14 protein-coding genes are annotated in these 14,619 nt (G+C 70.9%); 6 read left to right on the forward strand and 8 right to left on the reverse strand.

Annotation, left to right across the window (positions count from 1 at the left end):
- Positions 1 to 46: 46 nt before the first annotated feature.
- The 4 genes from BMY89_RS01590 to BMY89_RS01605 all read right to left on the reverse strand — a co-directional run bounded on the left by BMY89_RS01590 (position 47) and on the right by BMY89_RS01605 (position 3,372).
- A complete protein-coding gene (locus tag BMY89_RS01590; RefSeq protein ID WP_092373817.1) occupies positions 47 to 943 on the reverse strand; it encodes an amino acid ABC transporter permease in 897 nt (298 codons plus the stop codon).
- Complete coding sequence (locus BMY89_RS01595) at positions 943 to 1,617, reverse strand: amino acid ABC transporter permease (protein WP_092373819.1); 675 nt, start codon at positions 1,615 to 1,617, stop codon at positions 943 to 945. The genes BMY89_RS01590 and BMY89_RS01595 overlap by 1 nt, the downstream gene beginning before the upstream one ends.
- Before the next feature lie 81 nt (positions 1,618 to 1,698).
- Positions 1,699 to 2,565, reverse strand: a complete 867-nt coding sequence (locus BMY89_RS01600; RefSeq protein WP_092373821.1) for a glutamate ABC transporter substrate-binding protein — start codon at positions 2,563 to 2,565, stop codon at positions 1,699 to 1,701.
- A 60-nt stretch (positions 2,566 to 2,625) separates the two neighbouring features.
- Positions 2,626 to 3,372, reverse strand: coding sequence for an amino acid ABC transporter ATP-binding protein (locus BMY89_RS01605; protein WP_092373823.1), 747 nt, complete (start codon positions 3,370 to 3,372; stop codon positions 2,626 to 2,628).
- Between the two features lie 184 nt (positions 3,373 to 3,556).
- Here BMY89_RS01605 and selD point away from each other — a divergent pair, with 184 nt between their 5' ends.
- Positions 3,557 to 4,576 (forward strand): selenide, water dikinase SelD, encoded by a 1,020-nt coding sequence (selD, locus tag BMY89_RS01610; protein ID WP_092373825.1) that lies wholly within the window; start codon positions 3,557 to 3,559, stop codon positions 4,574 to 4,576.
- Between the two features lie 184 nt (positions 4,577 to 4,760).
- Positions 4,761 to 5,240, forward strand: a complete 480-nt coding sequence (locus tag BMY89_RS01615) for a hypothetical protein (RefSeq protein ID WP_092373827.1) — start codon at positions 4,761 to 4,763, stop codon at positions 5,238 to 5,240.
- A 5-nt stretch (positions 5,241 to 5,245) separates the two neighbouring features.
- On the opposite strand, the gene BMY89_RS01620 is transcribed toward BMY89_RS01615, so the two are convergent.
- Complete coding sequence (locus BMY89_RS01620) at positions 5,246 to 5,464, reverse strand: DUF2277 domain-containing protein (protein ID WP_092373829.1); 219 nt, start codon at positions 5,462 to 5,464, stop codon at positions 5,246 to 5,248.
- A 52-nt stretch (positions 5,465 to 5,516) separates the two neighbouring features.
- On the opposite strand from BMY89_RS01620, the gene miaB reads away from it, so the two are divergent.
- A complete protein-coding gene (miaB, locus tag BMY89_RS01625; RefSeq protein WP_092373831.1) occupies positions 5,517 to 7,019 on the forward strand; it encodes a tRNA (N6-isopentenyl adenosine(37)-C2)-methylthiotransferase MiaB in 1,503 nt (500 codons plus the stop codon).
- A gap of 44 nt (positions 7,020 to 7,063) precedes the next feature.
- Here miaB and BMY89_RS01630 read toward each other — a convergent pair whose 3' ends face one another.
- The gene (locus BMY89_RS01630) at positions 7,064 to 8,503 is read right to left on the reverse strand and encodes a pectate lyase family protein (protein WP_092373833.1); all 1,440 of its coding nucleotides are present in this window, start codon (positions 8,501 to 8,503) and stop codon (positions 7,064 to 7,066) included.
- Between the two features lie 435 nt (positions 8,504 to 8,938).
- Positions 8,939 to 10,147 carry a DUF349 domain-containing protein gene (locus BMY89_RS01635; protein ID WP_092373835.1) on the reverse strand — a complete coding sequence of 403 codons (1,209 nt, stop codon included), beginning with the start codon at positions 10,145 to 10,147 and terminating at the stop codon, positions 8,939 to 8,941.
- A 334-nt stretch (positions 10,148 to 10,481) separates the two neighbouring features.
- Between BMY89_RS01635 and BMY89_RS01640 the strand changes: the two genes are divergently transcribed.
- The 3 genes from BMY89_RS01640 to dapF are packed head-to-tail and all read left to right on the forward strand — an operon-like array spanning position 10,482 to position 12,929.
- Positions 10,482 to 11,174 (forward strand): class III extradiol ring-cleavage dioxygenase family protein, encoded by a 693-nt coding sequence (locus BMY89_RS01640; protein ID WP_175510286.1) that lies wholly within the window; start codon positions 10,482 to 10,484, stop codon positions 11,172 to 11,174.
- On the forward strand, positions 11,159 to 12,088 hold the full coding sequence (miaA, locus tag BMY89_RS01645) for a tRNA (adenosine(37)-N6)-dimethylallyltransferase MiaA (RefSeq protein WP_372433282.1): 930 nt from the start codon (positions 11,159 to 11,161) through the stop codon (positions 12,086 to 12,088). The genes BMY89_RS01640 and miaA overlap by 16 nt, the downstream gene beginning before the upstream one ends.
- Before the next feature lie 7 nt (positions 12,089 to 12,095).
- On the forward strand, positions 12,096 to 12,929 hold the full coding sequence (gene dapF / locus BMY89_RS01650) for a diaminopimelate epimerase (RefSeq protein ID WP_092375349.1): 834 nt from the start codon (positions 12,096 to 12,098) through the stop codon (positions 12,927 to 12,929).
- 118 nt (positions 12,930 to 13,047) lie between these two features.
- Here the strand turns inward: dapF and BMY89_RS01655 are convergent, their stop codons facing one another.
- Positions 13,048 to 14,520 carry an NAD-dependent malic enzyme gene (locus tag BMY89_RS01655; RefSeq protein WP_092373837.1) on the reverse strand — a complete coding sequence of 491 codons (1,473 nt, stop codon included), beginning with the start codon at positions 14,518 to 14,520 and terminating at the stop codon, positions 13,048 to 13,050.
- Between the last annotated feature and the right edge of the window lie 99 nt (positions 14,521 to 14,619).

A 14,619-nucleotide genomic window follows, 5' to 3' on the forward strand; every position in this document is an offset into this window, starting at 1 on the left:
CCGGCCAATTCTGGCCGGCGCCGCATCATGCTGCGGGTACCCCCGCTCAGCCTTGCGGCTCGACCGCCGTGCCGTCGCCGCCCGGGGTGGCGCCAGCGGTGGCGGCCGGTCCGGTCTGTCTCGGTATCCGGAAGGCCCGGACGCGGCTGCGTTGGTCCAGCCAGCCGGCGAACCAGGTGAGCAGGGAATTGATGACGATGTAGATGACCGCGATCACCATGGCGGCAGCGATGATGTTGCCGTAGTTGGCGGAGAGGTCGTTGACACCGCGCTGGAGCAGCTCGGGGTAGGCCACGATGTAGCCGAGCGCGGTGTCCTTGAGCAGCACCACCAGCTGACTGACGATGATCGGCAGCATGGCGCGGGCGGCCTGCGGGAGCAGGATTATGCGCATCACCTGGTTCTTGCGCATGCCGATCGCGTAGGCCGCCTCGGACTGGCCGCTGGGTATGGACCGGATGCCGGCCCGGAACGCCTCGGCCAGCACCGACCCGTTGTAGAGGGTCAGGCCGATCACCACGGCCCAGAAGGCGGTGACCGGGCCCTGGATGAGGAACGGCACGCCGTAGAAGATGAAGAAGATCATGAGCAGCAGCGGTACGGCCCGGAAGAACTCCACCACCGCGCCGGCCGGCACGCTGATCCACCAGTGGTCGGAGAGCCGGCCGAAGGAGAAGACGATGCCGAAGGCCAGCGACAGCACCATGCCGACGCCGGCCGCCTTGAGGGTCGCCCAGAGGCCCGGCAGGATGAACTGGGTCCAGGTGGCCGACCGGGTGAACGGCTCCCACAGTCGGGGCTCCCACTGGTTCGCCTGGTCGAACTTGGTGTAGATCCAGTAGAGCAGTCCGAGCAGCGCGATGCCGAAGATCACGCTGAGCACCGCGTTGCGGGCTCGGGCCCGTGGCCCCGGGTGGTCGTAGAGGATGCTGCCGGTGCTCATCAGCGCTTCACCGCCAGACGGTTGGCCAGCCAGCCGAAGAAGTAGCCGGTGGGGATGAGGAGTGCGGCGAAGGTGCCGGCGAAGACCAGGAAGATCGGGATGACCGCGTCACCGTTGCTGTTGATCAGGTCCTTCATGATGTTGGAGGACTCCAGCAGGCCGATCGTCCCGACGATGGTGGCGTTCTTGCAGAGCGCGATCAGGATGCTGCCGAACGGCGCGATCACCGAGCGCGCGGCCTGCGGCAGCACCACGATCCGTAGGGTCTGCGCGAAGGACAGCCCGATCGCCCGGGCCGCCTCGGCCTGCCCGGCCGGCACCGTGTTGATGCCGGAACGCACCGCCTCGCAGACGAATGCGGAGGTGTACGTCGACAGGCCGATCACACCGAGCCAGTAGCGGTTGAGGTCGAGTTCCTGCGACAGGCTCAGCCCGAGGGTGACGTACAGGCCGAAGTAGCAGAAGAAGACGACCAGGGTGAGCGGGGTGTTGCGGAAGATGTTGACCCAGGCCGCGCCGAAGCCGCGCAGTACGGGTACGGGGGAGACCCGCATCGCGGCCAGCAGCACGCCGATCACCAGCGCGATGACCGCGGACGCGCCGGTCAGCTTGAGGATCCAGAGGAAGCCCGACACGTACGCGTCGAAGTTCGTCGGATCAGCGAATACGTGCATGCTTCGGCTCCCGGGGCACGTAATGGCGGTCGGCGACAGGCCGGAGCCGGCACCCCGACGGGATGCCGGCTCCGTTACCGGTCAGACAGCGCCGCAGTGGGTCAGCTTGGTGGTGTCCAGCTCGGGCGCGGGGGTGCCGCTCTTGCCCAGGGTGGCGTCCCAGGCGGCCTTGTAGCTGCCGTCCTCGGCGGCGGCCTTGAGGATCTCGTTGACCTTCTCGCAGCCGGCGGTGTCGTCCTTCTTCAGGCCGATGCCGTACGGCTCGTCGGAGAAGGTGCTGCCGACGACCTTGAACTTGCCGGCGTACTGGTCCTGCGCGGCGTAGCCGGCGAGGATGATGTCGTCGGTGGTCACCGCGTCGACCTGGCCGCCCTCGAGCAGCGGCAGGCACTTGGAGTACGCGTCGAACTGCTCCAGCTGAGCGTCCGGGTAGTTCTCGGTGATCCGCTTGGCCGGGGTCGAGCCGGTCACCGAGCAGACCGTCTTGCCCGCCAGCTGGTCCGGGCCGGTGAGCGTCGAGTCCGACTTGACCAGCAGGTCCTGGCCGGCGATGTAGTACGGGCCAGCGAAGTTGACCTTCTGCTTACGCTCGTCGTTGATGGTGTAGGTGGCGACCACGAGGTCGACCGTGCCCTGCTCGATGAAGGGCTCACGGTTGGCCGTCACGGTGGTCTTCCACTCGATGCCGCTCTCCTCGACACCGAGGCCCTTGGCGATGATCTTTCCGATCTCGACGTCGAAGCCCTCGTACTGGCTGCCGGTCTGCAGGCCCAGGCCCGGCTGGTCGGCCTTGACGCCGATGACCAGCTTCTTCTGGCTCTCGGCCTTGCTCACGATGCCACCGGCGCCCGTGCCGGAGCCGCCCTCGTCGCTGTCCCCGCCGCAGGCGGTCATCGCGACCGCGAGGCCGGCAACCGCGGCGACTGCCGCAATCCGCTTAATTCGCATACTTGTTTCTCCTTCTTCGACTGGAGCCTGCCGGGTCACGGCCGCTCCGCTACCGGACGCCTAGTGGGTGAGGATTTTGGAGAGGAAGTCCTTGGCACGCTCGCTGCGCGGGTTCGCGAAGAACTCCGCCGGAGCGGCGTCCTCGACGAGCTTGCCGTCGGCCATGAAGATGACCCGGTTCGCCGCGTGCCGGGCGAAGCCCATCTCGTGGGTGACCACGACCATGGTCATGCCGTCGCGGGCCAACGAGGTCATCACGTCCAGCACCTCGCCGACCATCTCAGGGTCCAGCGCGCTGGTGGGCTCGTCGAAGAGCATCGCCTTGGGCCGCATGGCCAGGGCGCGGGCGATCGCGGCGCGCTGCTGCTGGCCGCCGGAGAGCTGAGCCGGGAACTTGTCGGCCTGGTTGGCGATGCCGACCCGGTCGAGCAGGGCGAGGCCCCGCTCACGGGCCGCCGCCGGCTTCTCGCCGCGCACCTTGATCGGGCCGAGGGTGACGTTCTCCAGGATCGTCTTGTGCGCGAAGAGGTTGAACGACTGGAACACCATGCCGACCTCGCTGCGCAGCTTGGCCAGGGCCTTGCCCTCGGCCGGCAGTGTCTGGCCGTCGAAGGTGATGGTGCCGGAGTTGATCGGCTCCAGCCGGTTGATCGCGCGGCACAGGGTCGACTTGCCGGAACCGGACGGGCCGATCACCACCACGACCTCGCCCCGACCCACCGACAGTGAGACGTCGTCCAGCACGTGCAGCGGACCGAACCACTTGTTGACCGAGTCCAGCACGATGAGCGGTTCGCCCGTCGTCACGTCGCCCCCTCGTCGCTCTCGGGAGTCGGTTGACCCCCGGATAGCGGCCACTGTAGGCGGGGTGACGTGGCGGAACACAACCGAGATGGTCACGGAGCGGTAACACCGTCGTGGATCGGGCCCGGGAGTCCGAAAATGCTCGCTACGGGTGGCGCCCGAGTGGCGTGACGGAGATCATGAGGGGATGGCCGAGCCCGTGCGGTTGACCCGGTACGCCCGCGGCGGCGGTTGCGCGTGCAAGATCCCGCCCGGCGAGCTGGAGGCGATGGTGGCCGGACTCGGCCCCGCCGCCGGCGCCGCCGACCTGCTGGTCGGCAGGGCCGGTGCCGCCGACCTGCTGGTCGGCCTGGAACATGGCGACGACGCCGCGGTGGTCCGGCTGGACGAGCACACCGGCGTGGTGACCACCGCGGACTTCTTCACCCCGGTGGTCGACGACGCCTACGACTGGGGGCGGATCGCCGCCACCAACGCCCTGTCGGACGTGTACGCGATGGGTGGCAGCCCGCTGGTCGCGCTCAACCTGCTCTGCTGGCCGCGCGAGGTGCTGCCGCTGGAGTTGGCCCGGGAGGTGTTGCGCGGCGGTCGGGACGTGGCCGGTGACGCCGGTTGCCACCTGGCCGGCGGGCACAGCGTGGACGACGACGGCCCGAAGTACGGCCTGGCCGTCACCGGGCTGGTCCGGCCGGCGGAGCTGATCACCCTGGACGCGGGGCGGGCCGGGCTGCCGCTGTCGTTGACCAAGCCGCTCGGGGTCGGCGTGCTCAACACCCGGCACAAGACCACCGGCGAGAGCTTTCCCGAGGCGGTAGCCGCGATGACCACGCTGAATCGTGACGCGGCACGGGCGGCGGTGGCGGCGGGAGTGCGCTGTGGCACCGACGTGACCGGGTTCGGTCTGCTTGGTCACGCCTCGAAGCTGGCTCGGGCCAGCCGGTTGACCGTGGCGATCGACATCGCCCGGGTGCCGTACCTGGCCGGCGCCCGGGAGGCGGTCCGCGACGGGTATGTCAGCGGCGGGTCCCGCCGCAACCTTGAGTGGGTGACGCCGTGGACCGACTTCGGCGCGGCCGGCGAGGCGGACCGGCTGCTGCTGGCCGACGCGCAGACCTCCGGTGGACTGCTGGTGGCCGGGGAGATCCCCGGTGCGCCGGTGATCGGTGAGCTGCTGCCCGAGGGAGAACATCGGCTCGTGTTGCGCTGAGTAACGCGCACCGTACCCGATAAACTGTCGTCTTCCCGCTACTCCGAGCGATGAGGCTCAGGGAAATTCTGCCCAGAATGGTCACAGACCGGTAACTTGCCCCTGCTTCGGGGCAAATGCCCCCCACCATCGTTTGTAAGGCCCGATCCGGAGGCCGGTGGGACGAGCACAGCGAGGAGGCGGCATGACCGAGCTGTGGAACTGGAGAATCGACCGGGTACGACCGGTGGAGGTCTACCCGGCGCTGGCCGACGCGATCGGTCGGGTGGTGATGCCGCTGGCGGTGGCGGACCCGGCCCGGCTGCCGGCGTACGCGGTGGTCTGCGACGTGTGGCAGGCGCCGGGGGAGTTCGCCACGATCGTGGACTGCTACGGCGTGCCCGACGGGTTGCCCGAGCTGCCCAGCGTCGCGGCGCTGGCCCGGCTGCTCGACCGCAACTGCCTGCTGCGTGACGACACGCTCGACGACACCCGGCATCTGCTGGTCGCCCCCGACGGCAGCATCCGTCCGGTCCACTTCGACGTGCGGGAGACCGACGACGGCGAGGTGCTCAGCGAGCGACGGCTCTGTACCGAGGCGGATCCGCGCTGCCGGGGCTGGTCGCGCTGCCACCGCTCCCGGTGGGCGCCCGACTCGGTGAACCCGGCCCTCGCCGCGGCCTGAAGCGCCTACCCCTGGCGGGCGCCGCGGACCACCAGCTCGTCGAGCAGGGTGCGGGTGGCCGCGGCGACCGTGGCCACCGCGGCGTCGAACGCCTCGGCGTTGTGCGCCGCCGGCGCCCGGAACCCGGAGATCTTCCGGACGTACTGCAACGCCGCGGCCTGCACGTCCGCGTCGGTGACCTGCGGGGTGTACGGCTCACGCAGGGTCTTGATGCTCCGGCACATGGCTCCTCCTCGTTCCGCCCGACCCGTCGGGTCCGGATACGCTGTGCACGTCATGACTACCGCAGCGGCGGGCAGCCCGCGCACCTACCAGGTGCGAACCTACGGCTGCCAGATGAACGTGCACGATTCCGAGCGCCTCTCCGGCCTGCTGGAGCAGGCCGGCTATGTCCGTGCGGGCGACGCCGACGACACCCCGGACGTGGTGGTGTTCAACACCTGTGCGGTCCGCGAGAACGCCGACAACCGACTCTACGGCAACCTCGGTCATCTGCGTCCGGTCAAGAACCGGCACCCGGGGATGCAGATCGCGGTCGGTGGTTGCCTGGCCCAGAAGGACCGGGGCGAGATCGTCCGCAGGGCGCCCTGGGTCGACGTCGTGTTCGGCACCCACAACATCGGGTCGCTGCCGGTGCTGCTGGAGCGGGCCCGGCACAACGCCGCCGCCGAGGTGGAGATCCTCGAATCCCTCGACGTCTTCCCCTCCACGCTGCCGACCCGCCGCGAGTCCACCTACGCCGGGTGGGTGTCGATCTCGGTCGGCTGCAACAACACCTGCACCTTCTGCATCGTGCCGGCGCTGCGGGGCAAGGAGAAGGACCGCCGCCCCGGCGACATCCTCGGCGAGGTGCGGGCGCTGGTCGACGAGGGCGTGCTGGAGGTGACCCTGCTCGGGCAGAACGTCAACTCCTACGGCGTCGAGTTCGGCGACCGGTACGCGTTCGGGAAATTGTTGCGCGCCTGCGGTGAGATCGACGGGCTGGAGCGGGTCCGGTTCACCAGCCCGCACCCGAAGGACTTCACCGACGACGTGATCGCGGCGATGGCCGAGACGCCGAACGTCTGCCACTCGCTGCACATGCCCCTGCAGTCCGGCTCCGACGACGTGCTGCGCGCGATGCGCCGGTCGTACCGGTCGGAGAGGTACCTGGGCATCATCGCCAAGGTTCGCGCGGCGATGCCGGACGCGGCGATCACCACCGACATCATCGTCGGCTTCCCCGGCGAGACCGAGGCGGATTTCGAGCGCACCCTGGACGTGGTGCGCGAGTCGCGGTTCTCCTCCGCCTTCACCTTCCAGTACTCCAAGCGCCCCGGCACGCCGGCCGCGACCATGGACGGCCAACTGCCCAAGCAGGTCGTGCAGGAGCGTTACGAGCGGTTGATCGCCTGCGTCGAGGAGATCACCTGGGCGGAGAATAAGAAGCTGGTCGGCGAGACCGTCGAGGTGCTGGTCGCCGTCGGGGAGGGGCGCAAGGACGAGCGCACCGGCCGGATGTCCGGCCGGGCCCGCGACGGTCGCCTGGTGCACTTCGACGCCGGCTCGCACGTCGGGTCGATCCGTCCGGGCGACATCGTGCACACCACGATCACCTACGCCGCGCCGCACCACCTCAACGCCGACGGTGAGCCGCTGTCGCACCGGCGCACCCGGGCCGGTGACGCAGCCGAGGCGGGACGTTCGCCGCGTACCCCCGGGGTGCTGCTGGGGCTGCCCACGATCGGCGCGCCGGCCGTGGCGTCCGAACCCACGACCGGCTGCGCCGTCGCGCTCTGAGCCGGTCGGGGCACGGCGTGCCGGGCCCCGACCGTCCCGCGCGGTCAGACCGAGATCCGACCGGCGCCCGCACCGCCCGTCACGATCGACTTGACGTTGCTCGGGGTGTCCAGGGTGTACGAGTACGGGATGCCGGCCACGCTGCCGCCGGTCTGCCCGCTGCCCGAGTTGACGAAGTGGTTGTTGCGGGCCACCAGCGAGCCGGGGCCGGAGCTGCCCTCACCCAGGTGGTACGGGTCCGGGGTGTTCTCGAAGTAGTTGCCCTCGACCAGCACGCCGGCGTTCATCGTGGACGCCACGCCGTAGCCGCGCACGTTGCTGTAGTAGTTGTTGTAGACGTGCACCGGGTTGCCGAAGCGGACCCGGGGGTGGCGCTGGTTGCTGCCGTCGAACCAGTTGTGGTGGTAGGAGACCCGCAGCCTCCCGACGTCCTGGCTGGCGTTGTCGTCGCTGTGCCCGAGCAGCATCGACTTGTCGTGACCGAAGACGCGGTTCCACGACACGGTGATGAAGTCGGAGCCCCGCTTGATGTCGACCGCGCCGTCGTATCCGGCGGTGAAGCTGTTGTGGTCGATCCAGATGTTGGTCGCCGACTGCTCCACATTGATCGCGTCGTCGCCCCAGTTCCGGAAGGTCAGGTTCCGGATGATCACGTTGCGGTCACCGTTGATGGTGAAGCCGCAGCCGGCGATCGTGGCGCCCGCGTTGCCGAGGATGGTCTTGTTGGACCGGACCCGCAGCATTCCCGAGCAGTTGATGGTGCCGGAGACCCGGATGACCGCCGCGTTCGTGGAGTTGAGCGCGCTGGTCAACGCCGACGCGCTGGTGACCGTGGTGGCACCGGTGTTGCCGCCGCCGGTGGTGCCGCCGTTCTGGGTGGCCCAGCCGACCAGCCCGGTCTGCGGAGCCGGGTTGGGCGGGGGAGTGGGAGTGCTGCCGCCGCCCAACCGGACCAGCTGCCACCGCTGGTTGGCGCCGTCCAGGTCGGCGTACTGCGAGACGACCCCGCCGTCGGCGGTGGACCACTGCCACACCTCGAGGGCCTTGTTGCTGTGCCGGTTGACGAACCGGACGTCGCCGTTGGCGGAGTCCACGAGTCGGAAGTGCTGCTTGGTGTCGCTGCTCGCCGTGACCTGGGTGACCTGGACGCCGTCGTTCGAGTTGGGCACCGTGACGACCTTGCCGGAGTGCCGGTTGCGTAGCTGGTAGTAGCCGCTGCCCACGTCGACGAACTGGAACTGCTGGTTGTTGCCGTCGCTGCGGGTGAACTGCCGGATCTCGCCGCCGTCGGAGGTGGACCAGTTCCACAGGTCCATCGCCTTGCCGCTGTTGCGGTTGACGAACACGTAGTACGCGCCGGTGTCGACGGTGGCCGCCGCAGCCGGGGTGACGGCCACCGCGACGGCGGCCGCGGGCAGCGCGACTGCCGTCGCGGCCAGCGCCGCCAGCCGTCGCGTCAGGCGACGCTTGACGATTGCAAGCACGGTCGTTCTCCTCATCCTCGAGTACGTGGAACGGGTCGGACGACGCGTCGGCACGTCGTGGACCGGCTGCCGGCGCCGGCCCGGATGCGTCCGCGACGCGGGCGGCCCCGGCGGGGTGGATGGTGGTACAAAGCCGTGGGTACGCCTGGATGCGTCGTCCGGTGGAGTCGGCAGGGGTACGCCTCGACACTGGAGGCTGCCGTGCCCAGGGCAGCGATGCCGTGGCGGTCGCAGGATGCGCCCTGCCGTCGGATGAACTGGTCGGAATGGCTCCCGTGCGCGACGCCCGCAGAAGAAGACGGCAAGCGCTTTCCCCAGATAACCACAGATTGACGTCGATGTAAATGTCGTACGTTCACATCGCCCTGACCAGCGGCCGGACGTACGAAGGCCCTCGGTCCGCGGTGCGGACCGAGGGCCTTCGAGGTGTCCGGCTCAGCCGGCCTGTTCGGCCAACTGGAGGAACTGACGCTTCGAGGCCAGCGCCTGCTCGGCCTCCTTGATCCGCCGGGTGTCACCGGCGGCCTGGGCCCGGGACAGCCGCTCCTCGGCCTCCGCGACCTGCGTCCGCATCTGGGCCAGCAGCGGGTTGTCCTCGCGGGTGGTCCGCCGCCAGGCCGAGTCCATCACCTCGCGGACCTTCTCGTCGATGGCGCGCAGTCGGCGCTCCAGGCCGGCGGCCGCCTCGCGCGGCACCCGACCGGCCTCGTGCCACTGTGCCTGGATCTCGCGCAGCTTGGCCTGGGCGCCCTTGGGGTCGCCGTCGACGTCGAGCGCCTCGGCCTCGGCGAGCAGCGCCTGCTTACGCTCCAGGTTGGCGCGCTGCTCGTTGTCCCGAGCGGAGAAGACCTCGCTGCGCCGGGTGAAGAAGGCGTCCTGCGCGGCGCGGAACCGTTCCCACAGCCGCTGCTCGGCCTCCTTCGAGGCGCGCGGCGCGGCCTTCCACTGGTTCATCAGGTCCTTGAGCTGGTTGGCCGTCGTCGCCCAGTCGGTGGACTCGGAGATCTTCTCGGCCTCGGCGACCAGCTCCTCCTTGACGGTCTGCGCCTGCTTGCGCTGCCCGTCGAGCGAGGCGAAGTGGGCGCCCCGGCGGCGGGTGAAGCCGTCCCGGGCGGCGGCGAACCGCTTCCACAGCTCGCCGTCGGTCTTCTTGTCGACCCCGCGGATGGTCTTCCACTCGTCGAGGATCTCCTTCAACCGGTCACCGGCGGTCTTCCAGCCGGTCGACTCGGCGGCCAGCTTCTCGGCCTCCTCCACCAGGGTGGTCTTGCGCGCGAGGGCCTCGGCGCGGGCGGCCTCCTTGGCGACCCGGGCCTGCGCGGCCTTCTCCTCGGCCACGATGGCGAGCTTGTCGAGTCGGGTCGCCAACGCGTCGATGTCTCCGACCACATGGGCCTCGGCCAGCGAGGTGCGGAGCCGCCGGATGGTGGCGAGCGAGTGGTTGGCGTCCGCCGCGCCGGAGTTGAGCCGTGCTTCGGTCAGATTCACCTCGGTCACCAGATCGGCGAAGCGGCGTGCGAAATGTGCCAGACCCTCCTCTGGAGCCCCCGCCTGCCAGGATCCGACCACCCGCTCGCCCTCGGCGGTCTTGACGTAAACGGTGCCGTCCGCGTCCACCCGTCCGAAGGCAGTCCAGTCGCTCATGTGCCCATCCTCGTTCTCCCGGCACCCAGGAGCAGTTTCCCGGGCGCCGCCACGGCGCAGCCAAGTTTCTCCGGGCATTGTCACAGGTGCGCCCCGGTGCGCGTCGAGCGCCTATCGCCGACCGTGACCATACGGTGTCCTAGCCCTCCTGTCTGCGTCACGTTCTCGGCGTGCCGTTGGCCCCGACGAGCTGGCCCCGACGACCCGGCCGGGCTCCGCGAGTGGTTCGGCGGGTACCACGCCCGCGCGGTGGCCGGTGACGTCGAGTGCACCGCCGGGCCGCTACGGTTGCCTGGTGCCACTGGTCGCCGCCGCCGTCTGCCCCCATCCGCCGATGCTCGTGCCCGAGGTTGCCGGCGCCGCCGCACCCGAACTGGACGACCTCCGCGCCGCCTGTGACACCGCCGTCGTCCGGCTGCTCGACTCGGGCGCGCGGAGCGTGCTGGTGATCGGCGCCGGCGATCGCAGAGCCGACCTCGACTTCCCGTACCGGGGCAGCTTCGCGCCGTGGGGGGTGCCGCTGGAGGTGCGACTCGGTAATCACCCCGACGGGCGGGTGGGCACCGACCACCTCCCGCTCAGCCTGCTCATCGGCGCCTGGCTGCTCGGCCGGCCCCGGACGGCCGGAACCGGCGGTATGAGTTGGCGGATGACGACGGTCGGCGCCGACGAACCGGTCGAGACCTGCGCCGACCTCGGTGCCCGACTCGGGTCGAACCAGCCCTGGGCGCTGCTGGTGACGGGGGACGGGTCGGCCTGCCGGGGCGAGCAGGCGCCCGGCTACGCCGATCCGCGCGCCGAGGCGTACGACGAGGGGGTTGCCCGGGCACTGGCCGACGCGGACACCGAAGCCCTGCTCGGCCTGGACCCCGACCTGTCGGCGCAGCTGAAGGTCGCCGGCCGGGCGCCGTGGCAGGTGCTCGCCGGCGCGGTGCGGGCGGCCGGCGGCGGCTGGCACGGCGAGCTGGGCTACCACGCCGCGCCCTACGGGGTGACCTACTTCGTGGCGAACTGGGAACGGCGGTGACCGCCCCCGGCACCGTGCTCGCCGTGGTCGGACCGACAGCGGCGGGCAAGTCGGCGCTGAGCATCGCCCTGGCGCACGCGCTCGACGGCGAGGTGGTCAACGCCGACTCGATGCAGCTCTACCGGGGACTGGACATCGGCACGGCGAAGCTCACCTTCGCCGAACGCGACGGTGTGCCGCACCACCTGCTCGACATCTGGGAGGTGACCGAGCCGGCCAGCGTCGCCGAGTACCAGCGGCTGGCCCGGACGGCGATCGACGACATCCTCGACCGGGGCCGGGTGCCGCTGCTGGTGGGTGGATCCGGGCTGTACGTGCGCGCGGTGCTGGAGCGGTTCGAGTTCCCCGGCACCGACCCGGTCGTGCGGGAACGGCTGGAGGGCGAGCTGGCCACGGCGGGCCCGGCGCCGCTGTACGCGCGGCTGCGCGAGGCCGACCCGGTGGCGGCGGCCGGGATCCTGCCCGGCAACGGCCGGCGGATCGTCCGGGCGCTGGAGGTGATCGAGCTGACCGGCGGGACGTTCACCGCGGCGCTGCCGCAGCCGACGCCGTACTACCCGTCCGTGCAGATCGGGGTGGACCTGGACACCGCCCTGCTCGACGAGCGGATCGCGGTACGGGTGGATCGGATGTGGGCCGACGGGCTGGTCGCCGAGACCCGCGAGCTGGTCGGACGCGGCCTGCCCGAGGGGCGCACCGCCAGCCGGGCACTCGGCTACCAGCAGGTGCTGCGCTTCCTGGCCGGTGAGCTGACCGAAACCGAGGCGCACGACGAGACGATCCGGGCCACCCGCCGGTTCGTCCGGCGACAGCGCTCCTGGTTCCGGCGCGACCCCAGGGTGCACTGGCTGGACTCCGCCGACCCGGGATCGATCGAGGCCGCCGTGCGGATCCACGGTGCGGCTGCGCGATGATGGGGGCGTGGAGTTCACCAAGGGACACGGCACCGGCAACGACTTCGTGATCCTGCCCGACCCGGACGGCGCGCTCGACCTGACGCCCGATCTGGTGGCGGCGATCTGCGACCGGCGGCGCGGGATCGGCGGGGACGGCGTGCTGCGGGTGGTCCGCGCCGCCAAGCACCCCGAAGGCGTCGCCCTGGCCGGCGAGGCCGAGTGGTTCATGGACTACCGGAACTCCGACGGTTCCCTCGCCGAGATGTGCGGCAACGGCGCTCGGGTCTTCGTCCGGTACCTGCTGGAGGCCGGGCTGGCCACGCCGACCAGCGGGGCGCTGCCGGTGGCCACCCGGGCCGGCATCGTGCGCGCGCGGGTCGAGGGGGACGCCGTCGCCGTCGAGATGCGCCGCCCCCGGCTGTACGGCGCCTCCGCCGCCGCCCTGGGCGGGCTGACCCTGCCCGGCACGGCGGTGGACGTCGGTAACCCGCATCTGGTCTGTCCCGTCTCCGCGGGGCTCGACCTGGCCGGGCTGGATCTGACCCGGGCGCCCGGATACGACCCGGCGGTCTTCCCGGCCGGGGTGAACGTCGAGTTCACCGCCGTCGCAGAGCCGGTCGACGGCGTCGACGCGCACGTGCTGATGCGGGTCTACGAGCGGGGCTCCGCCGAGACCCTGTCCTGCGGCACGGGTGCCTGCGCCGTGGCGGCGGTGGCCCTGCACGAGGCCGCCCGCGAGGTCGGCACAGTCGCCGTCGACGTCCCCGGCGGCCGCCTCACGGTGACCCTCGCCGAGGACTCCTGCTGGCTCTCCGGCCCCGCCCTCCTGATCGCCACCGGCACCCTCACCCGCCCCTGACCCCCACCGATCCTGCACTTCTGGTCACCGTGACGCTCAGTGACGCCGTGACCGTCACGTGTGCCCAGGAGGCTGAGGTCAACGGCTGCCGAGCATCGGCCTGGGGTGGGGGTTGGGGTCAGGGAGTGGCGGAGGCGGTGGCGGCGATCTCGGGGAGGTCGGCGGGGCCCGGGTCGGCGGCGGGCGGTGGGGTGACGGCGGGGTTCTGGGCGGCGGCGCGAACGGCGGCGGCGACCGCCGGGGCCACCCGGGAGTCGAAGACGCTCGGCACGATCACCGTCGGGTTGATCTTCTCTTCGCCGACCACATCGGCGATGGCGCGGGCGGCGGCGAGCGCCATCTCCTCGGTGAACTCCTCGGCGTGCGCGTCGAGCATGCCGCGGAAGACACCCGGGAAGGCGAGCACGTTGTTGATCTGGTTCGGCTGGTCGGAGCGGCCGGTCGCCACGACGGCGGCGTGCTTGCGTGCCTCCCGGGGATCGACCTCCGGGTCCGGGTTGGCCAGCGCGAAGACGATCGCGTCCTTGGCCATCGTGGCGATGTCGTCTCCGGTGAGCAGGTTCGGCGCGCTCACCCCGATGAAGACGTCCGCACCGTTCAACGCGCCGGGCAGGTCGCCGGCGTAGCCGTCGGTGTTGGTGTTCTCGGCCAGCCACTGCCAGGCCGGGTTGAGGCCGGTCTGGCCGCGGTGCAGGGCACCCTGCCGGTCGTAGGCGATGATGTCGCCGACGCCCTGACGCAGCAGCAGCTTCATGATCGCGGTGCCCGCCGCGCCGGCACCGGAGACCACCACCCGTACGTCCGCGAGCTGCTTGCCCACCACGCGCAGCGCGTTGGTCAGCGCGGCCAGCACGCAGATGGCGGTGCCGTGCTGGTCGTCGTGGAAGACCGGGATGTCCAGCGCCTCGCGCAGCCGCGCCTCGATCTCGAAGCACCGCGGCGCCGCGATGTCCTCCAGGTTGATCCCGCCGTACGCGGGCGCGATCGCCTTGACGATGGCGACGATCTCGTCGGTGTCCTGGGTGTCGAGCACCACCGGCCAGGCATCCACCCCGCCGAAGCGCTTGAACAGCGCCGCCTTGCCCTCCATCACCGGCAGCGACGCCGCGGGACCGAGGTTGCCCAGCCCCAGCACGGCCGAGCCGTCGCTGACCACGGCCACGGTGTTGCGCTTGATGGTCAACCGGCGGGCGTCGGCGGGGTTCTCCGCGATCGCCTGGCAGACCCGGGCAACCCCCGGGGTGTACGCGCGGGACAGCTCGTCGCGGTTGCGCAGCGCGACCTTCGGGCTCACCTCGATCTTGCCGCCCAGGTGCAGGAGGAAGGTGCGGTCGGAGACCTTGCGCACGTCCACGCCGTCGAGCGCCTTGAGCGCCTCGACCACCTGGTCGGCGTGGCTGGTGTCGGCGGTGTCGCAGGTCAGGTCGACGATCACGTTGGAGGGGTCGGAGTCGACCACGTCCAGCGCGGTGACGATCGCCCCGGCCTCACCGACCGAGGTGGTGAGCCGGCCGATCGAGGAGGCGTCGGCGGGTACGGCGATCCGGATCGTGATCGAGAATCCGGCACTGGGCAGTCGGGTGGTGGCCACGCAGGTCCCTCCGTCGGCGCTGAACGGCTCGTCCGCATTTCTACTCGCCCGGCCGGGGCAACCGGCACCCACCCCCACTTTTGCCTCTTTGCGCGGTGG

Origin of the sequence: Micromonospora phaseoli (genome assembly GCF_900109115.1) — a bacterium.
GTDB lineage: Bacteria > Actinomycetota > Actinomycetes > Mycobacteriales > Micromonosporaceae > Micromonospora > Micromonospora phaseoli.